Consider the following 25,506-nt stretch of genomic DNA (forward strand, 5'->3'; position numbering starts at 1 on the left):
CCTCAATGGTCATCTTTCTTGCCCGCATTGGCGGCCATGCCCTTCGACATGCTGGCAAAAGCCGAAACCATCGAATCCGCAAAATCGGGATCGTGCGGAATGGTTTCCTTCGCCGCCTGTTGCATCGCCAGTACCCATTGGGTCGCGGTCGCAAAATTCATGCCGTCGAGCGCGCGATGGGCAGACATGATGCAGGCACCGGGGCGCTTTTCAAACCAGTCGCGCGGCCCGCCCATCCAAGCCATCAGGAAGTCGGTGAGCGATTCGCGCATCGGTGTCAGGTCCGGCGCGTGCATTGCACGCAGCTCGGCGAAATCGGGCTCGCTTTCCATCAGGTCGTAAAAGCGGTTCACCATGCGCGCAATCGGTTCGCGCCCGCCAATACGGTCAAAGGGCAATTGCGGTCGGGATTTGGGATCGGCTTCGCTCATGCTGTTGCTTTTGTCGCTATCGCGCTGGATTGTCCTTGAGCGAAATCAAACGTTGAAGCGGAACAGCATTATGTCGCCGTCCTTGACTTCATATTCCTTGCCTTCAGACCGCCACTTGCCCGCTTCCTTGGCGCCGGCCTCGCCATTATATTGGACATAGTCATCATAGGCCATCGTCTCGGCGCGGATAAAGCCTTTCTCGAAATCGCTATGGATCACGCCCGCGGCCTGCGGGGCCTTCGCACCCTTGAACACCGTCCAGGCACGCGCTTCCTTGGGGCCGACCGTGAAGAAGGTGATGAGGTGGAGCAGTTCGTATCCGGCGCGGATCACGCGGGCGAGGCCGGTTTCTTCAAGCCCAAGGTCAGCGAGGAAAACCTCACGATCTTCGGCCGGCATGGTCGAGATTTCCGCTTCGATCGCCGCCGAAACCACAACGGCCTCGGCACCTTCAGCCTTCGCCTTTTCAAACACCTTGGCCGAAAGCGCATTGCCATTTGCAGCCGAGGCTTCCTCGACATTGCAAACATAGAGGACAGGCTTTGACGTCAGCAATTGGGCTTGCTGGAAGATCCGCGCCTCTTCGGGATCGTTGGGTGTCAGCAAGCGCGCAGGCTTGCCATCGCGCAACAGGTCGAGCGCGCGACCCAGCACGGCTGCCGCAATTTTCGCTTCCTTGTCGCCGCCGGTCGCCTTTTTCTGGAAGGCGGGCACGCGTTTCTCGAGGCTTTCGAGGTCGGCGAGCATCAATTCGGTCTCGACCGTTTCGGCATCCGAAATCGGATCGATCTTGTTGTCGACATGCTGGATGTCGTCATTTTCGAAACAACGCAGCACATGGACGATGGCATCGACTTCGCGGATATTGGCGAGGAACTGGTTGCCGAGTCCTTCACCCTTGGAGGCACCGCGCACCAGGCCGGCAATGTCGACAAAACTCAGTTGGGTTTCGATAACCTTGGCGCTGCCACCAATTTTGGCGATTATATGCAGGCGCGGATCGGGCACTGCCACCGCGCCCACATTGGGCTCGATGGTGCAAAAGGGATAGTTGGCCGCCTGCGCTGCCTGCGTCTCGGTCAGCGCGTTGAAGAGGGTGGACTTGCCCACATTGGGCAGCCCGACAATACCGCATTTGAAACCCATAAAATCCTCGTTGGGAATGAATTGCGCGCGCCTTAGCGGTAGTGGGCGCGAAAGGCCAGCCTTGCCATGGTTCAACTGTTTGTAGCCTGCCGTTCAGGCAAGTGTTGCTAGGCCAGCGCCTGGAGACAAATTCGCTCGGGTGGCAAGATGACAGCAGGATTCAAATCGAAAGTCCTCCTAATTTCGATGTTTGGTATGATGGCTGCACCCTTATCGGGTCGCAGTGGCGTCGAGGCAGACATACTCGAAGAGGTCAATTTCCTTCGAAGCAATCCGAGCGCCTTTGCGCGGGAACTGGATGATTTGAGGGACCGCTTCGATGGCGATATCCTGTTGGGAGAGGGAGATGGCCCAGACTTCACAACCCATGAAGGTCCTAGAGCGGTTTCTGAAGCAGCGCGCGAGTTGCGCCGCAGGCGCGCGGTCAATACCCTGATGCCCAGCGACCTATTGGCCCGCGCTGCCGCCGATCATGTGCGTGCGCAGGGGGCCAGCGGTCAGACTGGGCACTATTCCAACGGGAAGGGACCCGGGCAGCGTGTCAAAGCCCGCGGTGGCAATGTCTATGTCGGCGAGGTGATCGTTTACAACTACACGAGCGCGCAAAATGCCGTCCAGCAACTGGTCGTCGATGATGGCGTACCCGATCGCGGGCATCGCAAACTGCTGTTTTTGCCGCAATATCGCTATGCCGGCGTCGCTTGCGGCAGCCACCGGCAATGGCGCAACATGTGCGTCATCGTCCTCGCCCAGACAAGGGATGGATCGCCGATCATGCCACCCAAGGGGGAATGATCAGGCTAGTCGTGCACCGCCTTCACCCAGGGCCCGAATGGCGAATTGCCCAGCATGGCCAGTTGCGTTTCCGCAGATACCTTGTTGATTGCTTCCTGCGGTTTCATGCCCGGATGCACTGCACGGCGCAGCGGACGGGTGCCGGCTGGCATGGCTGCGATTTCGGCGATGGCGCGGGGTACATCCATCGGATCGGCGCTTCTACGGGTGCCATCTTCCTTACCCATGGAGTTGACCAGTGCTGGATAGGCCGCAGCCTGATCTTCGGTAAGTCTTGATTTCAGTTCGCTCGCCAATTGGTTGCGGTTCACCCAAACCTTGGTCGGATAGCCGCCCGGCTGGATCACGCAGACGTCAACATTGTGCGGCACCAGTTCATAGGCCATTGCTTCGCTCATCGCCTCCAACGCGAATTTGGTGGGAGAATAATGGCCGGCAGAGGGCACGATCACCCGACCGAGTTGCGAGGAAATGTTGAAGATCAACCCGCGTTTCGCTTTGCGCATGCCGGGCAGCACGGCGCGCGCCATGCGGTGCGAGCCATAGACATTGGTGTCAAAGATCAGTGCAGTTGCCTGCATATCCTGCAATTCGATCGGCCCGGCATAGCCGACACCGGCATTGTTGATCAGGATATCGAGCGGCCCGCCAGCGATACGCTCCGCTTCTTCAACCCCATCGGCGACCTGCTCATCCGAGGTGACGTCGATCTGGATGATATGGATATCGAGTTTTTCCTTCGCCGCCTCGGCCTTGAGTTCATCGGCTTCCTTGCGTGGCAGCCCGCGCATCGAGGCAATCACCTTTGCCCCCAGTCGCGCATAATGCAGCGCACCCAGATAGCCGAAACCGGACGAGGCTCCGGTGATCAGAATCGATTTGCCGGCGAGTGGCTTGTCTGAAGCGGAGGCGGTGGAGGGAATGGCAGCGGCGGCGCCTGCGGCCAATGCGGTTTTGATTACAGTGCGGCGTTCCATGTCGGACATCTTGGCTCTCCTTCGAATGCTAAGATATCTGGATTCACGCCGATTGCGAGTCCAGCCAGCGTTTCAACTGTATCGGATCGTGAAATCGGATGACCTTGGCCTCGTGGCCTTTCAGTGCAGCCTCCAGCCTGTGTTTGGGGCCGCTGTTCCAGCGCAGTAGGTAGAAGAGGAAACCAAGGTCGAACCGTTCCGGGCAGTCTTCGGTCATGTCAGGCCGCGATTGCCCCCTGTGGGTCCAGATCCGCTTCAAAAGCCGAGCGACACACAGTCGAATGGGGTAATCGAGATAGAGCACAGTATTGGCGCGTTCGAGCCGCGGCGCCAGCGTGCCTCCATAAGTGCCGTCGATCAGCCAGCGTTCCTGTGCGGTTATAGCGGCCAGCTTTTCGCGGATTTCTTCCTTGCTGCTTTCGACCCAGCCGGGTTTCCAGTTGAGCTGGTCCATATGAAATAGTGGCAAATCGAGGGCCGGCCCCAATTGTGCTGCGAGCGTTGATTTGCCTGCACCGCATGGCCCGACAATCAGGACACGCTGCATTGGATCAGTCCTGCAGCCGGAGCGCGACCTCGCTCATGAAGCGCACATCATCGCCTTTGGCGAGCCAGTCGGCTTCGGCAGCAATCGCACCCAGCATATCGGCCAGCGGGTCGATTTCGGATTTGGCGAAATTGCCAAGGACATGGCCGGTTACCTTGTCTTTATGGCCAGGGTGGCCGATGCCAAGCCGCACGCGGCGGAAATCGGCGCCGATATGGTCGATGGTGCTGCGGATGCCATTGTGCCCTGCGGCACCCCCGCCTTGCTTCACCTTGATCTTGAATGGTGCAAGGTCGAGTTCGTCATAAAAGACGGTGATGTCGGCAGGCGAGAGCTTGTAGAAATCCATCGCGGCACGAATGCTGCGGCCACTCTCATTCATAAAGGTACCGGGTTTGAGCAGGATCATCTTGTCACCGCCGATGCGGGTTTCCTGCACCCATCCCTGGAATTTCTTGGCTGGTGCCGGGGCGTCATAGCGATCAGCAAGCGCATCTATCGCCATGAAGCCGACATTGTGCCGGTGCATGGCATATTGCGGTCCTGGATTGCCTAGGCCTGCCCAGATTTGCATCGCACCTTCCTGAAAAAACGAAGCCCCCGCACAGGCGGGGGCCACTTGGCTTTGAACCGTTCAGGCCTTGTCCGACTGTAGCCCCCGCATTCGCAGGGGCTGCACGTCAAATCAAGCTTCGCCTTCGGTCTTGGTCGTGTCGCCTTCCTGGCTCTTCAGGCCCGAAGGAGCAACAACGGTCGCGATGGTGAAGTCGCGGTCGGTGATCGCGCTCTTCGAACCAGCCGGCAGCGTAACATGGCTGATATGGATCGAATCGCCCACGTCGAAACCGGTCACGTCGATGACGATTTCGTCGGGGATCGCATTGGCGTCGCAGATCAGTTCGAGTTCGTGGCGAACGATGTTGAGAACGCCACCGCGCTTCAGGCCGGGCGATGCGTCTTCATTGGTGAACGACACGGGGACGTCGACATGGACGGTCGCGTTCTTCGAAAGACGCATGAAGTCCACATGGATCGGGCGATCGGTGACCGGATGGAATGCCACATCCTTGGGCAGGGTACGCTCGGTCTTGCCGTTGACGGTGACTTCGACAATCGAGTTGCCGAAATGGCCGGTCATCAACGCCTTGACGAGGGCTTTTTCCTCGACATGGATGGTTTCCGGGTCCTTGTTGTCGCCATAGATTACGGCAGGTACACGGCCTTCGCGACGCAATGCACGGGAGGCTCCCTTGCCAGCCCGTTCGCGCGGCTCAGCCGACAAAGTCAGCAGATCGCTCATAGTATTTCTCCAAATAAGTTCGATATTTGCCGTCACGCCTCCAGGGATGACCATCACGGCAAGCGCGCGCCATTAGGCGCAAATCCGCGCAATTGCAAGCGTTAGAGTCGCAACGCCCATTGCTGGGTGCCCCGCACAAAACAAATGGGGCAGGCTATGCGGCCCGCCCCATCCAACTTTGTGGCTATGCTCAATATTCGACGCGCTGTGCCTCGATGCCATAGGCCGATAGCAGGTGTTGCACGCTGGTGCTGCCTGCAAGGTGGCCGGCACCCACGGCCATGAAGGTGGTGCCCGGCTTTTCAAGCTGCTGTTTGATCCAAGCCGCCCAGTTGGCGTTGCGGTTGGTGAGAAGCGCCGAATGCAGTTTGGGGTCGGACAGGCCCTGGTTCATCACTTGCGCCAGCCCATCGGGGTCGGGCTTTGCCCACAGCGTCACCATATTGTCCATGCTGCTCGTCATCTGGTCGACCATTGCCGCCGATTCCACGAGGAACTTGACCTGCGTTTCTTGCGACAGCGAGTCGAAAATCTGCAGTTGCTGTTCCATGGTTTCGACCGCGCCAATCGGCTTTTTCGATGCCTTTGCTGCTGCGGTCAGCTGCGTTTCGACGCCGCTATTCACATCATAACCGCCCTTTTGCAGACCCATGACCTGCATGGTCACGGCTGCGGCCCAGGGATCGAAGGGTTCGAATGCCGCTGCCGGCAGACCGACCTTTTCCATCGCCTTGGTGTAAGTGGCCTTCTGCTCTTCGGTCATCTTCGATGTCAGCGTCTTGCCGCTCTGGTCGAGGCCATATTTGGCGAACAGCTGCTGCGTGGTTGCCTGGTCAGGCTCGACGATTTCAAGCACAAGACGATCGGATTTGTCGAACGCGTCCTTCACCGCTTCGTCGAACCAGCCCATTCCGGGTTTCAGAATGTGCACAGTGCCGAAAAGATAGATCGTCGTGTCGGCATCCTTCACCACCCATAAAGCAGGGTCGACATCGACAGGGGGTACGGCGGCCGGCGCAGGTGTATCTGCGGCTAGCGCCGGGGAGGAAATCGGCCCGCCCACGGCCGAAAGGGAGAGGGTGATTGCAAGCAGGGTGCTGTTCAAAAGCAGTTTCTTCATTTTTAGGTCCTTGTTTTCAGTCAGGTTGGGGGAAAGGGAAATTCAGGTTCAGCGGTATTTTTTCCAATACCAGACACTGCTCCAGATTAACGAAAAGCCAATGAAGATGGCTATGCCATTCGGCTCTGGCAAAATCCCGCCGCGCCACAGGAACCACCAGGTCGGGGCGGCGATCAGATAGGCATAGGCGGCATAATAGCCTCCATCGCGATAGGCGTGCGCCTCCTGTTCATCGATAGCGCGGGTATGCCAGAACCATGCGATGACCGACATGACCGCACCCCAGAATAGCGCCAGCAAAATGGCCAGCGCCAAGGGCAGGGGTGCCTCGCTGAAGACGGTGAGTGGATCAGCAGTCAACGTGTCACTGGTGATCGCGAGCACCAAACCGATTAACCCGCCCATCACGCCACAGGCAATCATGATGTTGCGGTTCAGCCGCTCGCGCCGCGTCATCGCTCCGCCGCTCGCCGCGATCCGGCGGGCAAGCCGCCATTGGGCATAGATCAGGCCACCAATGATCGCGACAAACGCCGCGATAATGGCAATGGCGGTTGTCGATAATGCACCGCCATCTTCCTTCGAGGCGGCAATCACGCCGACGATCGCACCTGCAGTGAATACAGTGGCAAGGCCTGCCGCCGCCATCCAGGCAATCGGGCGGCCGATACTGCCCTCGGCTGGGGCATCATCCATGGGAGAAAGATCAGTCATTTTGTTCTCCATCGAAACCATCGTCGAAAATTTCCTCTATCTTCATGCCGAACAGCCGGGCGATTTTGAACGCGAGCGGAAGCGAGGGGTCATATTTCCCCGTTTCGATCGCGTTCACCGCCTGACGTGAGACATCCAGCCTTTCGCCAAGCTCGGCCTGGCTCCATTGGCGCTCGGCACGCAACACTCTCAATCGGTTTTCCATGTCAGCTTTTATTGTCCATATGTCAGCTTTCCATGACTACATGTCGCGATTCGCTGACAATGTCAACAACCCCTGACATTTTGTATGTAAAACCTGACAAAAACCAGCTTGGCTGCGGCTTTGCGCAGGCCTTTTGCTGCGCTGCGGCACAGATGCTTGATTTAGGGGCGTCCATCCGCCAAGGGCGAACCATGTCTGAATCCGGGCCCCTAACTTTCCAGGACCTTATCCTGACGCTCCATGATTATTGGGGCAAACAGGGCTGCGTCATCCTGCAACCTTATGACATGCGCATGGGCGCGGGTACCTTTCACCCGGCGACCACGCTGCGCGCGCTTGGTCCGAATCCATGGAATGCGGCCTATGTCCAGCCGTCGCGCCGCCCGACCGACGGTCGCTATGGCGAGAACCCGAACCGGCTGCAGCATTATTACCAATATCAGGTGATCATGAAGCCCAGCCCTGCAAACCTGCAGGAACTCTATCTGGGTTCGCTCGATGCAATCGGCATCGATCCGCTGAAGCACGATATCCGCTTCGTCGAGGATGACTGGGAATCGCCCACGCTCGGCGCTTGGGGCCTTGGCTGGGAAGTCTGGTGCGACGGGATGGAAGTGACCCAGTTCACCTATTTCCAGCAGGTTGGCGGGTTTGACTGCAAACCGGTTGCGGGCGAGCTGACCTACGGCCTCGAACGCCTGGCGATGTATATTCAGGGCGTCGACCGGGTGTATGACCTGAAGTTTAACTCGGCGGGTGTCACCTATGGCGACGTCTTCCTTGAGAATGAACGCGAGCATTCGAAGTATAATTTCGAGGTTGCCGATACCGAACAGCTCTTCAAAGGCTTCCAGCATGCAGAGGCGGAGTGCAAGCGCTGCATCGATGCGGGCGTTCCGCTCGCCGCCTATGATCAGGCGATCGAGGCAAGCCACCTCTTCAACCTTTTGCAGGCGCGCGGCGTGATCAGCGTGCAGGAACGCGCCAGCTATATCGGCCGCGTGCGTGACTTGGCGAAGGGCAGCTGCGAGGCATGGATGCACAAGAATGGGTGGGCGGAATGACCGACTTCCTTCTTGAACTGCGCAGCGAGGAAATCCCTGCGCGCATGCAGGATAAGGCGCGCGAGGATCTGGCGCGCCTGTTCACCGCCGAACTCGACAAGGCACGCCTCGCGGCTGCCGAGATCGTCACCTACGCAACTCCTCGCCGACTGGCGCTGATTGCCAAGGGCCTGCCGCAAGAAACCGAGGCAGTGTCGGAAGAGACCAAGGGGCCCAAGGTCGGCGCCCCGCCGCAGGCGATGGAGGGCTTCCTGCGCAAGGTCGGCCTGACGCAGGACCAACTGGTCGAACGCGACGGTGTTTATTTTGCCGTGGTTGAAAAACCCGGCCGTTCGACATCCGAAGTGCTGGCACAGGCCATTCCGGCCATTGTGCGCGCTTTCCCATGGCCCAAATCGCAACGCTGGGGCGCGGCGTCGATCTCGACAGAATCGCTGCGCTGGGTGCGTCCGTTGCAGGGCATTGTCGCGCTGTTCGGGCAGGATGTCGTGCCGTGCGAGGTTGATGGCATTTTGAGCGGCTACCAGACGCTCGGCCACCGTTTCCACCATCCGGGCGAAATCACCATCGGCGGCGCTGACGATTATGTCGAAAAACTGCGCGCCTGCCATGTGATTGTCGATCAGGAAGAACGCCGCGCGATCATCCGTGCGGGTGCGGAAAAGGCTGCCGCCGATGCCGGGCTGGTGCTGGTGCCCGACGAAGGGCTGGTGAACGAAAATAGCGGCCTCACCGAATGGCCGGTGCCGATGCTCGGCCGGTTCGACCCGGCCTATCTTGAGGTGCCGGAGGAAGTCATCCAACTGACCGCGCGGGTGAACCAGAAATATTTCGTCTGCCATGACAAGTCGGGCAAGCTCGCAAACGCCTTTGTATGCACCGCCAATATCGTCGCCAACGATGGCGGCGCGGCGATTGTTGCGGGCAATGAAAAGGTGCTTGCGGCGCGATTGAGCGATGCCAAATTCTTCTGGGAGCAGGACCTGAAGATCCCGCTCGATGAGCAGGCGAAGAAACTGTCGCAAATTACCTTCCATGAGAAATTGGGCACCGTCGCCGACAAGGTTGAGCGCTTGGCGAAGCTTGCTCGCTGGCTGGTCGAGCAAGGCATCGTCAAAGGCGCAAGCGCCGATGATGCCGAACGCGCAGCTCGCCTAGCCAAGGCCGATCTCGTCACTGGCATGGTCGGCGAGTTCCCCGAACTGCAAGGCATCATGGGCGGCTATTACGCCCGCGCGCAGGGCGAGGCCGATGCCGTCGCCGACGCGGTGCGCGACCATTACAAGCCGGTAGGGCAAGGTGACGATGTACCCACCGCTCCGGTAACGGTTGCGGTGAGTTTGGCGGATAAGCTGGATACCGTCCGAAGCTTCTTCGCGATTGACGAAAAGCCCACTGGATCCAAGGATCCGTTCGCCCTGCGTCGCGCAGCGATCGGAATCATTCAGATAGTGACGACCAACAGTCTCCGCTTTGGAATCGGAGAAGGCGCCGTTCTCGATTTCTTCGCAGACCGCCTCAAAGTCCAGCAGCGCGAGGCTGGCGTTCGGCATGACCTGATCGATGCGGTATTCGCACTTGGCGGGGAAGACGATCTCGTCCGCCTGCTCGCGCGGGTGAAGGCGTTGCAGGGCTTTGTCGACACCGACGAAGGCACAAACCTGCTTGCGGGTTACAAGCGTGCGGCGAACATATTGAAACAGGCCGAAGGCGTTGATCCCAATGCCGCAGCACCAGCCGATCTGGTCGCAGAAGAACGAGCGCTTCTCACCGCCCTCGACAGCGCCGAGCCCAAGGCTGCGGCCGCGATCGAAGCCGAAAAATTTGAAGACGCCATGGCGGCACTCGCCTCATTGCGCGCACCGATCGACGCCTTTTTTGATGGCGTTATGGTGAATGATCCAGAACCGGCAAAACGGGCATTCAGGCTGGGGTTGCTGGCAAGGTTTCGTGATGCGGTGCACCGCGTGGCGGATTTCTCCCGAATCGAAGGCTGACATTTTCTCCCCGGGGAATGCGAGATAGCCATAAAGGAAAGTGCATGACCCAATATGTGTATCGCTTCGGCGGCGGCGTTGATGACAAGGGCGAGGGGAACAAGAACCTCCTCGGCGGCAAGGGCGCGAACCTTGACGGCATGGCCGCGATTGGCCTGCCTGTGCCCCCCGGCTTTACGATCACGACCGAGGTCTGCACCGCATATTACGCCAATGGCGAGGCCTTTCCCGATGGCCTGACCGATCAGGTTGCAAAGGGCATCGCGCATATCGAAGGCGTGACCGGCAAAAGCTTTGGCGATCCTGCCAATCCATTGCTCGTCTCGGTGCGTTCGGGTGCGCGGGTGTCGATGCCGGGGATGATGGATACGGTCCTCAACCTGGGCCTTAACGATGTGACCGTGGAAGGGCTGGCGGCCTCATCGGGTGATGCACGCTTTGCGTGGGATAGCTATCGCCGCTTCATCCAGATGTATGCCGATGTCGTGCTGGGGCTGGACCATCATGCGTTCGAGGATGCACTGGAGATTGCCAAGGAAGATCGCGGTTACTTCCTCGACACCGAATTGCAGGCCAATGACCTGATCGAGCTGGTCGGCGAATATAAGAGCCTTGTCGAAGCCGAATGGGGCAAACCCTTCCCGCAGGATGTGAACGAGCAGCTGTGGGGCGCGGTGGGCGCAGTATTTGCCAGCTGGGAATCGGACCGTGCCAAGGTCTATCGCCGCTTGAACTCCATTCCGGGCGACTGGGGCACTGCGGTCAATGTGCAGGCGATGGTGTTCGGCAATATGGGCGATACCTCGGCGACGGGTGTGGCCTTTACGCGTGACCCCGCCACCGGTGAGAATGCCTATTATGGCGAGTATCTGATCAATGCGCAGGGGGAAGACGTTGTCGCGGGTATCCGCACCCCGCAATATCTGACCAAAGCCGCGCGTGAGGCAGCAGGCGCCAAGCCCTTGAGCATGGAAGAGGCGATGCCCGAGGCTTATGCCGAGCTGGCGCGGGTCTTTGATACGCTTGAGCGCCATTATCGCGACATGCAGGATATCGAGTTCACCGTTGAACGCGGTAAGCTGTGGATGCTGCAGACCCGTTCGGGCAAGCGCACCGCCAAGGCCGCGCTCAAGATTGCGGTCGACATGGCGGCCGAAGGGCTGATCAGCCAAGAGGAAGCCGTGCTGCGCGTCGATCCGATGGCATTGGACCAGCTGCTCCACCCGACGCTCGATCCGCAGGCGCCGCGTGATGTGCTCACCAAAGGCTTGCCAGCATCGCCGGGTGCCGCTTCGGGCAAGATCGTGTTTGATGCCGATACCGCCGAGAAATGGAACGATCGCGGCGAGGCCGTGATCCTTGTACGCGTCGAGACCAGCCCTGAAGACATTCACGGCATGCACGCAGCGCGCGGCATCCTGACCGCGCGTGGCGGGATGACCAGCCACGCAGCAGTGGTGGCGCGCGGCATGGGCCGCCCTTGCGTCTCAGGCGCAGGCAGCCTTGCCATCGACAATGCGGCAAAGCTGCTGCGGGTATCGGGCCGTGAGCTCAAGGAAGGCGATATCATCACCATTGATGGTGCGACCGGCGAGGTGATGGCGGGCGCCGTCCCGACGCTGCAGCCTGAACTGGTAGGGGACTTTGGCACTCTGATGGAATGGGCCGATGGTTCGCGCCGGATGAAGGTGCGCGCCAATGCCGAGACGCCCTTGGACGCGCAGACCGCACGCGACTTTGGCGCCGAAGGCATCGGTCTGTGCCGCACCGAACATATGTTCTTTGACGCAAGCCGCATCACTGCGGTGCGCCAGATGATCCTCGCCGAAGACGAACGCGGCCGCCGCGCTGCGCTCGACAAGCTGCTGCCCGAGCAGCGCAAAGACTTTATCGGCATCTTCGAGGTGATGGCAGGACTTCCCGTGACCATCCGCCTGCTTGACCCGCCGCTGCACGAGTTCCTGCCGACGCAGGAAGCGGACTTTGCCGAGGTTGCCGAAGCCGCTGGTGTCGGCATCGAAACCTTGAAGCAGCGCGCATCCGAACTGCACGAGTTCAACCCGATGCTCGGCCATCGCGGCTGCCGCTTGGGTGTCACTTATCCTGAAATCTATGAGATGCAGGCACGGGCTATCTTTGAAGCAGCCTGCGCCTTGCCGACCGCCCCCGTCCCCGAAATCATGATCCCGCTCGTTGGCACCCGCCGCGAGCTCGAACTGATGAAGGAAGTGGTCGAAAAGGCGGCCGAAGCGGTCTTTGCCGAACAGGGCAAGCGGATAGACTATCTGGTCGGTACGATGATCGAGCTACCGCGCGCTGCGCTGATGGCAGATGAGATCGCCGAGGTTGGCGCCTTCTTCAGCTTCGGCACCAACGACCTCACGCAAACCACGCTGGGGGTAAGCCGTGACGATGCCGCGCGCTTCCTCATCCATTATGTAGACAAGGGCATCTATGCGACCGACCCGTTCGTCAGCCTTGATGTCGAGGGTGTCGGCCAGCTCATCGAGATCGCTGCGACCAAGGGCCGCAAGACCCGGCCAGACATCAAGCTCGGCATCTGCGGCGAACATGGCGGCGACCCCGCCTCGATCGCGTTCTGCGAGCAAACCGGCCTCGATTATGTCAGCGCCTCGCCATACCGCGTCCCCATCGCTCGGCTCGCAGCGGCGCAGGCGGCTTTGCGGAATCGCTGATGTCGCTCAAGGGTAAGCCGCAGGCCGACCCGCTCGACCAGAGCTATCTCGACAAGATCGAGAAATATGGCCACGCGGTGATGTCTGTGGCGGACCGTGTCGACGAGCCTACGGGAGAGCCGAATTTTTCCTATTCGACCGGCGCCTATGAAAGCTATGGCGCGCCTGAACTGATCATCTTTGGTCTGTCGTCGGATATGCATCACCGGATTATCAATGAATTCTATTTTCGCTGGAACGACGGCACCCAGTTTATACTAGGCGAAGAGGTGACAGAGTTTCTCGAGGGCTATCCCGTTGTTTTCGTAGAAGCGGGCGACAGGGCAGCGCTTGATTATATGAACTTCACCCGCTGGTATTATGAGGGTGAGCCATTTCCCGTCTGGCAGATATTCTGGCCCGGCGTGAACAGCCGGAAATTCCCGTGGGAAGAGGATTGTCCGAAAGAGATCATCGATGCGCAGCCGGATTTGACTGCGCAAGGATTCGCAAATTTGCGCAAAGCTTGACGCCGCTGGCGATTTGTGGCCCTTGGACTGCGGAGGGGCTTCATGAAACCATGGTTACGATATTCGATCTGCATCCTGCTCGGGCTGGCAGGAGGTGCGGCCTATGCGGTGCACCAGGTGCGCAGCGGCGATCTGGGGCGGCAGGTGACCAACGGGCCATGGAGCACTAACACCGATAACGGCACCGCCGATGCCTCTGCCTTGAGCCGAGCGCGTGTATCGCTGTTCGGCCTGCTCGCACTGCCAGCTAAAGAGGCGATGTATTTCAACGCGCATAATGACAGCGACGGTGCACCGCTCAGCGGCAATTGCACCTACATAGTGAGCGGTGGTGAGCTTGAAGCCCGCTGGTGGAGCATCACACTCTACGAGGGCGAAGGCTGGCTGGTGAAGAATGAGGCCAATCGCTGGTCGGTCGGCGGCAATGCTCCAGAGCGTGACGCACAAGGCAACTGGTCGTTCACCGTCTCGCCTGAGAGAGCCGAGGGTCTGTGGCTACCCACCGGGCAAGCGCCGAAGTTCGACCTGACCTTGCGTGCCTATCATCCCAAGGGGGCGCTGCTTAACGATCCGGCCAACGCCAAACTGCCGACCATCAAGAAGGAGCGCTGCGCATGACCCGCAATTGGCTTCTTCCTATCCTCGCCGGGCTGGCTGTGGCGGCCGTCGCCTGGCACGGCACGCTGCTGGCAACACCCTATGTCCTGATGTCGGCTGCGATGAAGAAAATCAGCTCGGCGAACGGCAATGGCAGGGCCAATGTGTTCGGTTTCGGCGAGATGGCGACCGCTGATCGCCAACCGATTGTCCGGCCAAGCCCGGATCTTGTCTATTCGTCCTGCGTCTTCAATCTTTCGCAAGGGCCAGTTCTGGTCGATGTGGCCCCTGTGCCGGGCAAATATTGGTCGGTCAGCATCTTCGACGCGCGCACCGATGTTGCTGCTGTGCGCAGCGACAGGGATACCGGCGGCAAACCTGCCCGCCTCGCACTCGTCCGCAAAGGGCAGGTGGCCCCCAAGGGTTATGACGTGGTTCAGCTAGATCATGACAAGGGGATTGCGCTGATGCGCATCCTGCTCTCCGATCCGGCAGAATATGCCGAAGTCGATGCAATCCGGCGCAAATCCACCTGTCAGGCTGTGTCGGCAAAATAGCGCCATTTTAGGGGTTGCGAATCCGTGGAGCCACGCCTATTGGCACCGCTCCACGCACCCGTAGCTCAGCTGGATAGAGCACCAGACTACGAATCTGGGGGTCGGACGTTCGAATCGTTCCGGGTGCGCCATTTTCCTCTCCCTGTGCGAGAGTAGCCCCGAAAATGTCCTCAAAAGCAAAATCTGCGGTCGTCCTGTTGTCGGGCGGTCTCGACTCCATGGTTGTCGCAGGATTGGCGCGTGAAGCTGGCTATGCGATCCATGCGCTGACCATCGATTATAACCAGCGCCACCGGATCGAATTGGAAAGTGCGGCGCGCATTGCCGCGCATCTGGGTGCTGCTGAGCATATCGTGCTTCCGCTCGACCTGCGCCGTTTTGGCGGCTCTGCACTCACAGCCGACATCAATGTTCCCAAGGATGGCGTTGAGGAAAATGCCATTCCGGTGACCTATGTCCCGGCGCGCAACACGATTTTCCTTTCTCTGTGCCTTGGCCTTGCCGAAGCGCGCGGCGCGCGCGACCTGTTTATTGGGGTGAACGCGCTCGATTATTCGGGCTATCCCGATTGCCGTCCTGAATTCATTGCGGCTTTCGAGGATATGGCCAACCTCGCGACCAAGGCAGGGGTCGAAGGTGATCGCTTTACGGTCCACACCCCGCTCCAGCAGATGACCAAGGCCGATATTGCCCGCGAAGCGCACCGGCTGGGGCTCGATGCGGCGATGAGCTGGTCCTGCTACGACCCTACGCCGGATAACAAGGCTTGCGGCCAATGCGACGCCTGCCGTTTGCGTGCCAAGGGCTTTGCCGATGCCGGATTGCCCGATCCGACGGTTTACGCATGAGCTACGCGGTCAAGGAAATCTTCCTGACCTTGCAAGGGGAGGGCGTGCATGCAGGGCGGCGCGCAGTATTCCTGCGCTTTGCCGGCTGCAATTTGTGGACAGGGCGTGAAGAAGACCGCACCAGCGCGATCTGCCAGTTTTGCGACACCGATTTTGTCGGCATGGATGGCGAAAATGGCGGGCGATATGAAGCCGAAGCGCTGGCAGCGAAGGTTGCCTCCTTATGGGGCGAGGGGAAACAGCATCGCTATGTCGTGCTGACAGGCGGTGAACCCATGCTGCAGGTCGACGATGCGTTGGTTGATGCCCTGCACGCACAAGGCTTTACCATCGCTATCGAAAGCAATGGCACGCTGCCGGTGCATCCCGGCATCGATTGGGTGTGTATCAGCCCCAAGGCTGGCAGCGATGTCGTGCAGCGGCGCGGCAACGAACTGAAACTCGTATGGCCACAGGCAGGCAGCGAGCCTGCAGTGATGAAAGATTGGGCGTTCGACAATTTCCTCATCCAGCCCATGGATAGCGGCGATTCGAACGTGAACGAGTCGAACCGGAAATCGGCGATCGATTTCGTTTCGCACAACCCCAAATGGAGGCTTTCTCTCCAGAATCACAAGCTCTTAGGGCTACCCTAAGCAGTGTAGTAAACCCCTTTGACTTCATGTCACTTTGGTGACAGTCTCGACAGTGGAGAGACAAGGGGAGAGTGTCATGGCCAGTAGAGCCGATATGTCGTCGCATCGAACAACCTATGTCAGTCACGCCAAGCGCATGAGTACACATATTGCTTATGCGCTTGTTGTTTATACGCTTGCACTGATCTTCGAAGTTTCGCCGCAAATGGAAAGCAAGGGCATGGCCATCTGGCCCTATTTCGTGCTCGTTGCGCTTGTCGGCATTGCGATCCCGCCGTGCCGCAACCTTGAACGCAAATGGCAGCGTATTGATGCGCGTGGCGACAGTGATGTTGAAGGTCGTTTCAACCGCGATCTGGCAGCTTTGTGGGCTGGTGCCATCGGCCTTCCCACGCTGTTGGCGCTGGTTATCTGGATCATTCCCTGATCGCCTGATTGACGCTGTTCGGGCCCGCGCCTAAGCGGGTTACATGCTGACACCACAAGAGGCGCTTGAGCGCGCCGTAAATCTCGTCGACCAGGCAAAAAAGGCAGGCGCCGACGCCGCCGATGCCGTTTATCACTGTGATGCTTCGACCGAAGTCCAGGTGCGTCTGGGCGCGCTTGAAGATGTTGTTCGCTCAGAAGGCGAAGAAATCGGTTTGCGCGTTTTCCTTGGGCAGCGATCCGCCACCATTTCCTCATCGAGCATGAACCCCGAAGTGCTTAAGGGGCTCGTCACCCACGCCCTTGATATGGCGCGCGAAGCACCGGAAGATCCCTATGCCGGATTGGCGCCGGCAGAGATGCTGCTGAGAGGGGCGATTCCCGATGTCGACAGCGATGACGGTGCGGACCCCGACCCGCAATCGCTGCGCGAGGTTGCCCTCGCCTGCGAGGATGCTGCTCGCGCTGTTTCAGGCGTCACCAACAGTGAAGGCGCGGGCGCAAGCGCCGGGCGTTCGATTTTCGCTCTCGCGACCAGCCACGGCTTTGCTGGCGCCAACCATGCATCCGGCTATGGAATTTCGGCCAGCGTGCTTGCGGGGGAAGGCGACGCCAAGGAGCGCGATTACGACTGGCGTTCTGCGCGCCACCGTGCCGATCTCGATAGCGCTGAAGCGGTCGGCAAGCGCGCAGGCGAACGCGCGGTTCGACGGGTCAACCCCGGCTCGGTGAAAAGCGGTTCAATGCCGGTGATTTTTGATCCGCGCATCGGCAGTTCGCTCGTCGGCCATTTGATGGGCGCAATCGGTGGCAGCATGATTGCGCGCAAGACCAGCTTCCTGCTCGATGCACTTGGCGAGGCCTTGTTCGACAGTGCCATCAACATCATCGATGATCCGCTTCGCCCGCGCGGGCTTGGCAGCCGTGCATTTGATGGCGAAGGCTTGCCGACGGCGCGCACCGCGATCATCGACAAAGGCATACTAACCGGCTGGATGATGGAAAGTGCAGCCGCACGCCAGCTCGGCCTCAAGCCCACTGGCCATGCCAGCCGCGGCGGCAGCGGAGCGCCGGGCACGAGCCCGTCAAACCTGCATCTCGAGGGTGGATCGGTTTCGGTTGCGCAGTTGATTTCTGATATCGACTATGGCGTCTATGTGCATGAATTGTCAGGGCAAGGTGTCAATATCGTAACGGGTGATTACAGCCGCGGGGCCGCCGGTTTCCTGATCGAAAAAGGGCAGATCACCAAGCCCGTGAGCGAGTTCACCATTGCCGGAAATCTGAAAGACATGTTCCGCGTATTGACGCCTGCCGACGATCTGGAATTCGTCCGTTCAACCAATGTCCCGACGCTGCGCGTCGATGGCATGATGGTGGCGAGTGCCTGATCGCGATGCTGCGATAAATGCGGTCCGCGAAGCGGGCGATCTTGCGCTGGGCGCTTGGCGCGAAGGGCTGGCACCGGCAACCAAGGTCTGGGAAAAGAGCAAGGGCAATCCGGTTTGCGATATCGACCTAGCGGTCGACGCGCTTTTGAAAAAGCGGCTGGGCGCGCTCGCGCCGAATGTCGGCTGGCTTTCCGAAGAGACGGCAGACAATCCGGACCGTCATTCCATGTCGCGGCAATGGCTGGTCGATCCGATCGACGGAACCCGCGATTATATTCGCGGTCGGAGCGGTTGGTGCGTTTCGGTGGCTTTGGCAGAGGCCAGCGAAATCGTTTTTGCTGCGATGTATGCACCGGTGACCAAACAGCTTTGGGTGGCGCACAAAGGGGAAGGTACCACATGCAACGGCAAGCGTTTGTTTGCCAGCACGCGTGAGGAGTTCAGCGGTGCCCGTGTGCCAACCGACGCGTTGCCCAAGGTCGATCGCGATCTTGAAATGGTGCACAAGCCCAACAGCATCGCGATGCGGATGACGATGGTCGCCTGCGACCGGGCGGACCTCATCGCTGCGCTGCGCTGGGGCCATGAATGGGATATAGCGGCGGCGCATCTGATTGCCGAAGAGGCGGGTGCTGTGGTCACCGACGCAACCGGTGGAACCATATATTACAACAAGCCCAAGCCGCTTGATTTTGGCCTGATCTGCTGCGCCCCGGGAATACATGATGCGGCGGTGGATCGGTTGAAAGGCCGGGCAGAGGCGATTTTGGGGTAAATGTGCGTCCTACTTCGTGCGGGTCCACAATCCTTCGCGAACCATCTCTGCGGGATGATTGCGCACCGCATCCACCAAAGCACGCGCGACCCAACCCAGTTTCTCACCACGCGATGTAAAGATGCGATGGTCCCAGGCATGCTCGCCCGCTGCACGCACCTTGCGGGCGATGTCGCCGTAAATTCCCGCTGCGGTCAGCACCGACCAGCGCGCGCGAAAGGGCAGGCGGGAAGCGCCTACCTTGGCCGAAGCTTCATATTGCCCCGCTTCGTCAGCGAGCCATCGGCCTATCAGAGCAAGTTTCTTGCGATTGTGCGGGCGCAGATGTTCGCCGGGTTCGAGGTCCAATTGGGCGAGCCAGTCATCGGGAATATAGCACCGTCCCGCACGGCCATCTTCGGCTATGTCGCGGGCGATATTGGCCAGTTGGAAGGCAAGGCCAAGGTCGCATGCACGGTCGAGCGTTTCCTCGTCATCGGGTGCGACACCCATCACCACCGCCATCATCACGCCGACCGCGCCGGCAACATGGAAGCAGTAACGGTAGAGGTCATTTTCGTGCCGCGGTTGCCAGCCTGCGGTATCCAGCGCGAACCCCTCGATCACATCGTCTGCCATCCGCTGGGTCAATCCGCATTCGCGGGCAACAACGCCAAGGCAATCGAACGCAGGCTCACCCGTGGTATCACCGTTCAAGGCTTTTGCCGTCAACTCACGGATCGCATTCAGCCTCGCTTCGGGATCCGCAACATTGCCCATTGCACCGCCATGGTCCTGCCCGTCTGCCATATCGTCGCATTTGCGACACCATGCATAAAGCAGCCACACGCGCTCCCGCGTGGTGCGATCGAACAGCTTGCTGGCAGCAGCAAAGGATTTTGAACCGCGAGCGATGCTGTCGCGGGCATAGGCGACGAGAGCCGCCCGATCGCTCACAAATCCTCGGCCTTCATCTGGAATATGCTCTTGTGCGGTTCGTAGCTGGCCATTTTGCTTATCAGGCCATCCATCGTGTCGTCCACGATCATGATGCCGGCGTGCTGGGGGCGGATGAAGCCGACCTCGACCATGTGCTGGTTGAATTCGATGAGCCGGTCATAGAAACCGGCAACATTCAAAAGGCCGACCGGCTTTTCATGATAGCCGAGCTGCGCCCAGCTGATCGCCTCCCACAATTCGTCCATTGTGCCCACGCCGCCGGGAATGGTGATGAAGCCGTCCGACAGGTCGGTGAACATCCGCTTGCGCTCATGCATTCCGGGTACAACGTGCAATTCGGTGCAGCCGCGATGGGCGACTTCGCTTCCGACCAGCGCTTCAGGGATTACGCCAATGACTTCGCCTCCTGCTTGAAGGCAGGCATCGGCAACCGCGCCCATCAGCCCGAGGCGCCCGCCACCATAGACGAGGCCGATTCCGCGCGCGGCAAGTTCACGGCCCACCATGCGCGCGCTCTCGATATAAACCGGGTCTGCCGGCGTGGCTGAACCGCAATAAACGGCAAGTCGCTTCAACGTTTCAAATCCTCGATCATCAATTCCGCCGTGGCCTTGGCGCTGCCGACCACACCGGGAATACCTGCGCCCGGATGCGTTCCTGCGCCGACAAAGTAAAGGTTCGACAGCACATCGTCGCGATTATGCACACGGAACCAGGCGCTTTGCGTCAGTACGGGTTCAAGGCTGAATGCACTGCCCAGATGCGCGTTGAGGTCGGTTCCGAAATCGGCGGGTGTGTAATGGAACTTCGTCACGATACGCTCATGGATGTCGGGTATCAGGCGGCGGCCAACCTCGTCCAAAATGCGCTTTTCGAAAACCGGGCCCATTTCCTCCCAATCGATCGGCAGCTTGCCCTGATGGGCGACCGGCGCGAGCGAATAGAAAGTGGAACAGCCCTCCGGCGCCATCGATGGATCGCTGACCGTGGGATGGTGCAGGTAGAGCGAGAAATCCTTGGGCAGCACACCATGCGAATAAATGTCGTCGAGCAACCCTTTGTAGCGCGGCCCGAAGAGGATCATATGGTGCGGGATACCGGGCCAGCTGCCCTTGATGCCAAAATGGACGACAAACAGGCTGGGTGAGAATTTCTTGCGTGACAGGCTGGCTGCAGCCTTTTTGCCGCGCGGGTGATGGCCAAGCAAGTCACGGTAGCTGTGCATGATATCGCCGTTGGTGGCGACAGCATCGCATTCGACGCGATAACCGGATTCGGTGACGATGCCCGTTGTACGCTCGCCTTGTGTTTCGATCCGCTCGACAGGATCGCCAAGCCGCAACGTGCCGCCAATGCGTTCAAATTGGCGCACCATGGCGGCGACAAGTCGGTTGGTCCCGCCCTTGGCAAACCAAACGCCGCCATCCTTTTCAAGCTTGTGGATCAACGCATAGATGGCGCTGGTCTTCATCGGGTTGCCGCCGACCAGCAGGGTGTGGAATGACAGCGCCTCGCGCAGCTTTTCATTCTTCACAAAGGACGAAACCATCGAATAGACGCTGCGCCAGGCCTGGTATTTGGCAAGCGCGGGGGCGGCCTTGATCATCGATGCGAAGTCGAGGAATGCCTTGGTCCCCAGTTTCACATAGCCTTCGTCGTGAACGCCGGCGCTGTATTCGAGGAACTTGGCATAGCCCTCAACATCGGCGGGGTTCAGTTTCGCGATTTCAGAACGCAGCTTGGCTTCATCATTCGAATAATCGAAGTTGGTGCCGTCCGACCAGTTCAGCCGATAAAAGGGCATGACGGGAATCAGTTCGACATCTTGCGCCATGTCATGGCCGGTTAGCGCCCATAGTTGGGTCAGGCATGGCGGATCGGTAATGACTGTCGGGCCGCCATCGAAAATGAATCCGTCGCGCTCCCAATAATAAGCGCGTCCACCCGGTTTATCGCGGGCTTCGATTATGGTGGTCTGGATACCTGCAGCTTGCAGGCGGATGGCAAGCGCCAGCCCCCCAAAGCCTGAGCCGATGACGACGGCTGATTTCATTTCTTTTTCTTCCGTGCCGTGATTGCTTTCAACGCCTTGCCGACAGGCACTGGGGGCTTGCCCGACAATATACGTGCCTTGTCGCCGGCGGTCGACTGACCGGCATAGAAGCGTTCAATCAATCCGGGCTTAAGCCTGTAGAAGCGTTCGAGAACCTTATAGCGCTCGGCAGGCTCTGCAGCGCGGAACAGCATCCGATTGAGAATACGATAGAAATTGCCGCCATTCCAATGCTCCTGTGCGCGTTGTCGCATCAGCAGGTTCAATCGGTCTCCATCGAAATCAAGCTGTTCGGAGATGAAAATCGCGTTACGCACCGCATCGGGCAACGAATAGCTGGTGACGGGGTGGAAGAATGCACCGCGCGCCCCGGCCTTTGCCGTTCGCCCGCTGCCGCTTGCCCAATAGTTTTCAAGATCCCCGTCCATCACAACGGGCAAGACGCCTGTTTCTTCGCGCAGGACGCGTTCGACCTGCCAGCCCTTGCCATCGGCATATCCAGCGATGCGTTGCGCCATAATGCGACGGTCGAGATCGGGCGTGTCGCTGTAATAGGTGTCTTCGACGAAAATCTTGTCCATCCCGAATGGCAGGACATAGATGAAGCGATAGCCGTCATATTGTTCGACCGTCGCGTCCATCACGATGGGGCGTTTCAGGTCGTGTGGCTCGCGCAATTGCAGCAATTGGCCGGTGAATTTTTGCCAGCCGCAATCAAGATGGTGGTAGTCGGATACGCCGCGCGTGTCGATAACGCCGCCCGCATTGATACGCTGTGCGCCATCTAGCACGACTAGGCGCGGGCTGACCGCTTTTACCGATCGCCCGGTTATCAGCGAAGACGCAGGCAGGTTGTGCCGCAGCAGCCAATCGAGCCGTTCGGATTCGATGGTATAATAGATATTGTCGATGCTGCGGCTATGTTCCGGGAAATGCACGTCATAGCCCGACCAGCCATAGGTCACGAGCGGTGCCGTCAGCCAGCGATGCTCGGGTGCAATGTCGCTCGCAAAGAAGCTCCAGATATGGTTGCCGCCGAAATGCTGTTCCTGCTCGATCAGCACTATTTTCAGCTCCGGCCGCTGGCGCGCCACGGCAAGCGCGATCAGCCCGCCCGCAAGCCCGCCACCGACAATGGCAAGGTCGCATTTGATTGGAGTTGGGGCCGCTGACGCCATGTAAAAAGCCCTAGCGCAGCCCCAGATGTTGCAAAAGCCGGTGCAAACACAAATGCGTGGATAATCGTCAGATATTGACCGACACCAGACGGATGCAGGCCGGAACTTTCGTTCCGGCCTGCCCCTTCGGGATGTTGCGAGACTGCCTGCACAATCCCGACGGTCCCCTGTTAACTCAGAATTCGCCTGCGATGCCCACGCGGGCGCCAACGCTTTTACCGCCAGCGTAGGAAATGCCACCGGTCACGGCGAAGGGGTTATCGGTGTTTGCGCGATAGGCGACGGACAGACCAATGGCCTGCTCTCCCCGATAGGTTGCAGCGTTCAAAGTGTAGCTCACCCCGCCGACATTGGATGGCATGGGCGCTGTCGTAAGCGCCATGGCTGCCGATGTGCCCCTGCGCGCATCACGGCGATCACGATCGGTGAGCGCATAAAGCTCGCTGATCTGGGCGCTGTGGGTGGCAGTCAACGCCTGAAGTGCAGGGATGGCGCCCAAACTGAGAGACTCCAATGCGGTGAGTCGGCTGTTTTGCGTATTGTTGATCACCTGGATCGCTGCGATCTGGGTATCCTGAACCGCATTTTGCGCAACGGCAGCATTGGCGGTCGTTTGCGCAGCCGCTGCATTCGCCACCGCGGTGTTGGCGGTTGTCTGTGCCGCCGCCGCATTTGTGACGGCAGTATTCGCCGTCGTTTGCGCGGCTGCAGCGTTGGCGAGTGCAGTGTTCGCTGTCGTTTGGGCCGCAGCCGCACTCGCTGTGGCTCCTCCAACTGCCGTGTTCAACTGGGCCACTGTTGCAGCATCGGTGGCGGCAACCCCTGCCGCAATATTGGTCAGACGCCGCTCGGTGCCAGCAGCGCCGAATGACACTGTATTTGGATCGTTGGCGATTGATCCATCGCCCAGCGCGATAGCACCGGCGGCATTGGCCTGAGCGCCATTGCCGATCGCGACGGCTCCATTGCCATTGGCGACGGTGTTGTTGCCGATGGCGACCGCCCCATCGCCTGTAGCCGTGTTGTTCGCACCAATGGCAACAGCGCCTGTGCCGGTCGCGGTGTTCGGATCACCGATCGCCACTGCACCATTACCGGTCGCCGTCTGCCCAAGTCCGATCGCAACGGCCGTACCGCCCAGTGCTTGGGCATTGGTACCGATGGCAACACCATCCTCGGTATCGGTTGTCGTCGAACCGCTGCCGATCACGATCGCACGATCGACAGCCGCGGTTCTCGCAGCGCCAATCGCAATTGCCCCGATACCGGTCACTTCGGCATTCGCCCCAATGGCCGTGCCGAGGTTGCCGGAAACCAGCGTGTTCCGTCCCAGCGCTGTGCCGTCGAAACCCGAAACATTGCTACTCGCTCCAATCGCGGTGCCACCACTAGCGTTGGTTTCAGCCCGACCACCGACAGCGGTCTGGTTGCCGCCCGGATTGACCGGATCGCCCGGCGAATTGAGCGCGAAGCCGGTGCCGGCGCGCGCGGTCGAGCCGATGGCGACGTTGTTCGCCCCAACCGAAACTGCATTGGCGCCAATCACCGTGCTCGTATTAACCCCGGTAGCAGGCGGGTTGGCAGTACCGCCAAAGCGCGCAATCGCATTGTTGCCTATGGCCACCGCATTGTCGACGCCCAGGGCATTATGGCCCACGGCGATCGAGGCGAAGATCGGATTGGTCGTGCTCGGCCCCTGCGCGATGGCACCGAAGCCTATGGCAATGCCGCCCGCCTGACTGACCTGCGTATTCGAACCCAGCGCGGTGCCGCGTTCGGCTGAAACTTCGCTATTGGCACCGATCGCTGTGGCATCATTCTGGTTGGCTTCGGCGCGCCCGCCGACGACGGTGATGTTGCTGCCCGCACTTACGTCTGTCCCCGGCGAGTTGATCGTAAAGCCGGTGCCCGCGCGCGCCGTTGTACCGATGGCAATAGTGTTCGATCCGATCGCGACGGCATAAGCACCTATGCCCACAGCAGAATTTGCACCGACATTTGGCGGTGTGACAGTGCCGCTGAAACGGGCAATTGCTGTGTTCCCTATTGCCACCGCATTGTCATTAGCCTGCGAATTATATCCGACCGCGGTCGATGCAAAAATCGGATTTGTTCCGCTGGGTCCGGTTGCTTGGGCACCATCACCCACGGCCGTTCCGCCCGCCTGTGTTGCAGTTGCGTCTACACCACATTCGGTAGATTCTGTGCCTGGGCCCACATTGCATTCGGGTGTTGCATCGGCAAAAGCCGGGCTGGAAATTGCAGCGACCATTGCTGCAGAAGAAATGGAGATGGTCCTGAAAATAATACGGGTATTCATGTGCAGTCTCCTTGCGTTAGCAAAAAGCAAAACCCGTGGATGACGCATATTTGTGCACCATTGGCCGGATTTTGCGTCCATGGTGCGACCCCGTATTCCATCGTTTGATTGCCCCTATCCCGGTGGCCTAGTTCAAACGACATAGCTGCTTAGCAAGGCATCGAATGGGCTGTATTGGATGGAATCGACGATTAGGGAATTGTTTTACAAATGGACAGCAAGGCGACTTCTGCTAATGCGCGAAGGATGAATTCGTTCAGATCAGCCTTCGTGCCAGCGCTAGCGA

At 59.5% G+C, this 25,506-nt stretch carries 26 protein-coding genes and 1 tRNA gene; 13 read left to right on the forward strand and 14 right to left on the reverse strand.

What is annotated here, in order from left to right; translation table 11 throughout:
- Window positions 1-2: 2 nt before the first annotated feature.
- Window positions 3-431, reverse strand: a complete 429-nt coding sequence (locus tag ACFSAG_RS12020; protein WP_381515075.1) for a group II truncated hemoglobin — start codon at window positions 429-431, stop codon at window positions 3-5.
- 45 nt (window positions 432-476) lie between these two features.
- Window positions 477-1,577 (reverse strand): redox-regulated ATPase YchF, encoded by a 1,101-nt coding sequence (gene ychF, locus ACFSAG_RS12025; protein WP_381515078.1) that lies wholly within the window; start codon window positions 1,575-1,577, stop codon window positions 477-479.
- A 147-nt stretch (window positions 1,578-1,724) separates the two neighbouring features.
- Between ychF and ACFSAG_RS12030 the strand changes: the two genes are divergently transcribed.
- The gene (locus ACFSAG_RS12030; RefSeq protein ID WP_381515081.1) at window positions 1,725-2,372 is read left to right on the forward strand and encodes a CAP domain-containing protein; all 648 of its coding nucleotides are present in this window, start codon (window positions 1,725-1,727) and stop codon (window positions 2,370-2,372) included.
- Between the two features lie 5 nt (window positions 2,373-2,377).
- Here ACFSAG_RS12030 and ACFSAG_RS12035 read toward each other — a convergent pair whose 3' ends face one another.
- The 7 genes from ACFSAG_RS12035 to ACFSAG_RS12065 form a co-directional block, all read right to left on the reverse strand.
- Window positions 2,378-3,358: an SDR family oxidoreductase gene (locus ACFSAG_RS12035; protein WP_381515084.1), complete on the reverse strand. Its 981-nt coding sequence runs from the start codon at window positions 3,356-3,358 to the stop codon at window positions 2,378-2,380.
- Between the two features lie 34 nt (window positions 3,359-3,392).
- On the reverse strand, window positions 3,393-3,896 hold the full coding sequence (locus tag ACFSAG_RS12040) for an AAA family ATPase (RefSeq protein WP_381515086.1): 504 nt from the start codon (window positions 3,894-3,896) through the stop codon (window positions 3,393-3,395).
- A gap of 4 nt (window positions 3,897-3,900) precedes the next feature.
- Window positions 3,901-4,470, reverse strand: a complete 570-nt coding sequence (pth, locus tag ACFSAG_RS12045; protein WP_381515089.1) for an aminoacyl-tRNA hydrolase — start codon at window positions 4,468-4,470, stop codon at window positions 3,901-3,903.
- Window positions 4,471-4,581: 111 nt separating this feature from the next.
- Window positions 4,582-5,196, reverse strand: a complete 615-nt coding sequence (locus tag ACFSAG_RS12050; RefSeq protein ID WP_381515091.1) for a 50S ribosomal protein L25/general stress protein Ctc — start codon at window positions 5,194-5,196, stop codon at window positions 4,582-4,584.
- Window positions 5,197-5,386: 190 nt separating this feature from the next.
- Window positions 5,387-6,316 carry a TraB/GumN family protein gene (locus tag ACFSAG_RS12055; RefSeq protein ID WP_381515094.1) on the reverse strand — a complete coding sequence of 310 codons (930 nt, stop codon included), beginning with the start codon at window positions 6,314-6,316 and terminating at the stop codon, window positions 5,387-5,389.
- A gap of 48 nt (window positions 6,317-6,364) precedes the next feature.
- A complete protein-coding gene (locus ACFSAG_RS12060; protein ID WP_381515097.1) occupies window positions 6,365-7,030 on the reverse strand; it encodes a hypothetical protein in 666 nt (221 codons plus the stop codon).
- A complete protein-coding gene (locus tag ACFSAG_RS12065) occupies window positions 7,023-7,235 on the reverse strand; it encodes a helix-turn-helix transcriptional regulator (RefSeq protein ID WP_374613470.1) in 213 nt (70 codons plus the stop codon). The genes ACFSAG_RS12060 and ACFSAG_RS12065 overlap by 8 nt, the downstream gene beginning before the upstream one ends.
- Before the next feature lie 191 nt (window positions 7,236-7,426).
- On the opposite strand from ACFSAG_RS12065, the gene ACFSAG_RS12070 reads away from it, so the two are divergent.
- From ACFSAG_RS12070 to ACFSAG_RS12125, 12 genes are all read left to right on the forward strand, one after another.
- Window positions 7,427-8,299, forward strand: coding sequence for a glycine--tRNA ligase subunit alpha (locus ACFSAG_RS12070; protein WP_381515100.1), 873 nt, complete (start codon window positions 7,427-7,429; stop codon window positions 8,297-8,299).
- Window positions 8,296-10,296, forward strand: coding sequence for a glycine--tRNA ligase subunit beta (glyS, locus tag ACFSAG_RS12075; protein ID WP_381515334.1), 2,001 nt, complete (start codon window positions 8,296-8,298; stop codon window positions 10,294-10,296). Before ACFSAG_RS12070 ends, glyS begins: the two co-directional genes overlap by 4 nt.
- A gap of 44 nt (window positions 10,297-10,340) precedes the next feature.
- On the forward strand, window positions 10,341-12,992 hold the full coding sequence (gene ppdK / locus ACFSAG_RS12080; RefSeq protein ID WP_374613473.1) for a pyruvate, phosphate dikinase: 2,652 nt from the start codon (window positions 10,341-10,343) through the stop codon (window positions 12,990-12,992).
- A complete protein-coding gene (locus ACFSAG_RS12085) occupies window positions 12,992-13,501 on the forward strand; it encodes a DUF4262 domain-containing protein (protein WP_381515103.1) in 510 nt (169 codons plus the stop codon). Before ppdK ends, ACFSAG_RS12085 begins: the two co-directional genes overlap by 1 nt.
- A 42-nt stretch (window positions 13,502-13,543) precedes the next feature.
- Window positions 13,544-14,119, forward strand: a complete 576-nt coding sequence (locus ACFSAG_RS12090; protein WP_374613477.1) for a DUF1214 domain-containing protein — start codon at window positions 13,544-13,546, stop codon at window positions 14,117-14,119.
- Entirely contained in the window at window positions 14,116-14,655 is a 540-nt protein-coding gene (locus ACFSAG_RS12095) for a DUF1254 domain-containing protein (RefSeq protein ID WP_381515107.1), read from the forward strand. Before ACFSAG_RS12090 ends, ACFSAG_RS12095 begins: the two co-directional genes overlap by 4 nt.
- 54 nt (window positions 14,656-14,709) lie before the next feature.
- Window positions 14,710-14,786, forward strand: a tRNA-Arg gene (locus ACFSAG_RS12100).
- A gap of 33 nt (window positions 14,787-14,819) precedes the next feature.
- Complete coding sequence (gene queC, locus ACFSAG_RS12105) at window positions 14,820-15,503, forward strand: 7-cyano-7-deazaguanine synthase QueC (protein WP_381515110.1); 684 nt, start codon at window positions 14,820-14,822, stop codon at window positions 15,501-15,503.
- Window positions 15,500-16,138 (forward strand): 7-carboxy-7-deazaguanine synthase, encoded by a 639-nt coding sequence (gene queE, locus ACFSAG_RS12110; protein ID WP_381515113.1) that lies wholly within the window; start codon window positions 15,500-15,502, stop codon window positions 16,136-16,138. Before queC ends, queE begins: the two co-directional genes overlap by 4 nt.
- 136 nt (window positions 16,139-16,274) lie before the next feature.
- A complete protein-coding gene (locus ACFSAG_RS12115) occupies window positions 16,275-16,565 on the forward strand; it encodes a hypothetical protein (protein ID WP_381515115.1) in 291 nt (96 codons plus the stop codon).
- Between the two features lie 43 nt (window positions 16,566-16,608).
- Window positions 16,609-17,955 carry a TldD/PmbA family protein gene (locus ACFSAG_RS12120; RefSeq protein ID WP_381515117.1) on the forward strand — a complete coding sequence of 449 codons (1,347 nt, stop codon included), beginning with the start codon at window positions 16,609-16,611 and terminating at the stop codon, window positions 17,953-17,955.
- Window positions 17,948-18,730, forward strand: a complete 783-nt coding sequence (locus ACFSAG_RS12125; protein WP_381515120.1) for an inositol monophosphatase family protein — start codon at window positions 17,948-17,950, stop codon at window positions 18,728-18,730. The genes ACFSAG_RS12120 and ACFSAG_RS12125 overlap by 8 nt, the downstream gene beginning before the upstream one ends.
- A gap of 9 nt (window positions 18,731-18,739) precedes the next feature.
- Here ACFSAG_RS12125 and ACFSAG_RS12130 read toward each other — a convergent pair whose 3' ends face one another.
- From ACFSAG_RS12130 to ACFSAG_RS12150, 5 genes are all read right to left on the reverse strand, one after another.
- Window positions 18,740-19,666, reverse strand: coding sequence for a phytoene/squalene synthase family protein (locus ACFSAG_RS12130; protein ID WP_381515121.1), 927 nt, complete (start codon window positions 19,664-19,666; stop codon window positions 18,740-18,742).
- Window positions 19,663-20,244, reverse strand: coding sequence for an LOG family protein (locus tag ACFSAG_RS12135; RefSeq protein ID WP_381515124.1), 582 nt, complete (start codon window positions 20,242-20,244; stop codon window positions 19,663-19,665). The genes ACFSAG_RS12130 and ACFSAG_RS12135 overlap by 4 nt, the downstream gene beginning before the upstream one ends.
- Window positions 20,241-21,722, reverse strand: coding sequence for a phytoene desaturase (locus ACFSAG_RS12140; RefSeq protein WP_381515126.1), 1,482 nt, complete (start codon window positions 21,720-21,722; stop codon window positions 20,241-20,243). Before ACFSAG_RS12140 ends, ACFSAG_RS12135 begins: the two co-directional genes overlap by 4 nt.
- Window positions 21,719-22,900 carry a lycopene beta-cyclase CrtY gene (crtY, locus tag ACFSAG_RS12145; protein WP_381515129.1) on the reverse strand — a complete coding sequence of 394 codons (1,182 nt, stop codon included), beginning with the start codon at window positions 22,898-22,900 and terminating at the stop codon, window positions 21,719-21,721. The genes ACFSAG_RS12140 and crtY overlap by 4 nt, the downstream gene beginning before the upstream one ends.
- Before the next feature lie 175 nt (window positions 22,901-23,075).
- Entirely contained in the window at window positions 23,076-25,220 is a 2,145-nt protein-coding gene (locus tag ACFSAG_RS12150) for a YadA family autotransporter adhesin (RefSeq protein WP_381515132.1), read from the reverse strand.
- Between the last annotated feature and the right edge of the window lie 286 nt (window positions 25,221-25,506).

This window comes from Sphingorhabdus buctiana, from assembly GCF_042680825.1.
Classification (GTDB): Bacteria; Pseudomonadota; Alphaproteobacteria; order Sphingomonadales; family Sphingomonadaceae; genus Sphingorhabdus_B; species Sphingorhabdus_B buctiana.

Coding starts and splice junctions, on each gene's coding strand:
- ACFSAG_RS12150 (WP_381515132.1), bottom strand. CDS start 25,220: ATGAATACCCGTATTATTTTCAGGACCATCTCCATTTCTTCTGCAGCA.
- ACFSAG_RS12020 (WP_381515075.1), bottom strand. CDS start 431: ATGAGCGAAGCCGATCCCAAATCCCGACCGCAATTGCCCTTTGACCGT.
- ACFSAG_RS12060 (WP_381515097.1), bottom strand. CDS start 7,030: ATGACTGATCTTTCTCCCATGGATGATGCCCCAGCCGAGGGCAGTATC.
- ychF (WP_381515078.1), bottom strand. CDS start 1,577: ATGGGTTTCAAATGCGGTATTGTCGGGCTGCCCAATGTGGGCAAGTCC.
- queE (WP_381515113.1), top strand. CDS start 15,500: ATGAGCTACGCGGTCAAGGAAATCTTCCTGACCTTGCAAGGGGAGGGC.
- ACFSAG_RS12065 (WP_374613470.1), bottom strand. CDS start 7,235: ATGGAAAACCGATTGAGAGTGTTGCGTGCCGAGCGCCAATGGAGCCAG.
- ACFSAG_RS12070 (WP_381515100.1), top strand. CDS start 7,427: ATGTCTGAATCCGGGCCCCTAACTTTCCAGGACCTTATCCTGACGCTC.
- crtY (WP_381515129.1), bottom strand. CDS start 22,900: ATGGCGTCAGCGGCCCCAACTCCAATCAAATGCGACCTTGCCATTGTC.
- ACFSAG_RS12030 (WP_381515081.1), top strand. CDS start 1,725: ATGACAGCAGGATTCAAATCGAAAGTCCTCCTAATTTCGATGTTTGGT.
- queC (WP_381515110.1), top strand. CDS start 14,820: ATGTCCTCAAAAGCAAAATCTGCGGTCGTCCTGTTGTCGGGCGGTCTC.
- ACFSAG_RS12115 (WP_381515115.1), top strand. CDS start 16,275: ATGAGTACACATATTGCTTATGCGCTTGTTGTTTATACGCTTGCACTG.
- ACFSAG_RS12050 (WP_381515091.1), bottom strand. CDS start 5,196: ATGAGCGATCTGCTGACTTTGTCGGCTGAGCCGCGCGAACGGGCTGGC.
- ACFSAG_RS12085 (WP_381515103.1), top strand. CDS start 12,992: ATGTCGCTCAAGGGTAAGCCGCAGGCCGACCCGCTCGACCAGAGCTAT.
- ACFSAG_RS12090 (WP_374613477.1), top strand. CDS start 13,544: ATGAAACCATGGTTACGATATTCGATCTGCATCCTGCTCGGGCTGGCA.
- ppdK (WP_374613473.1), top strand. CDS start 10,341: ATGACCCAATATGTGTATCGCTTCGGCGGCGGCGTTGATGACAAGGGC.
- glyS (WP_381515334.1), top strand. CDS start 8,296: ATGACCGACTTCCTTCTTGAACTGCGCAGCGAGGAAATCCCTGCGCGC.
- ACFSAG_RS12095 (WP_381515107.1), top strand. CDS start 14,116: ATGACCCGCAATTGGCTTCTTCCTATCCTCGCCGGGCTGGCTGTGGCG.
- pth (WP_381515089.1), bottom strand. CDS start 4,470: ATGCAAATCTGGGCAGGCCTAGGCAATCCAGGACCGCAATATGCCATG.
- ACFSAG_RS12120 (WP_381515117.1), top strand. CDS start 16,609: ATGCTGACACCACAAGAGGCGCTTGAGCGCGCCGTAAATCTCGTCGAC.
- ACFSAG_RS12140 (WP_381515126.1), bottom strand. CDS start 21,722: ATGAAATCAGCCGTCGTCATCGGCTCAGGCTTTGGGGGGCTGGCGCTT.
- ACFSAG_RS12035 (WP_381515084.1), bottom strand. CDS start 3,358: ATGTCCGACATGGAACGCCGCACTGTAATCAAAACCGCATTGGCCGCA.
- ACFSAG_RS12055 (WP_381515094.1), bottom strand. CDS start 6,316: ATGAAGAAACTGCTTTTGAACAGCACCCTGCTTGCAATCACCCTCTCC.
- ACFSAG_RS12040 (WP_381515086.1), bottom strand. CDS start 3,896: ATGCAGCGTGTCCTGATTGTCGGGCCATGCGGTGCAGGCAAATCAACG.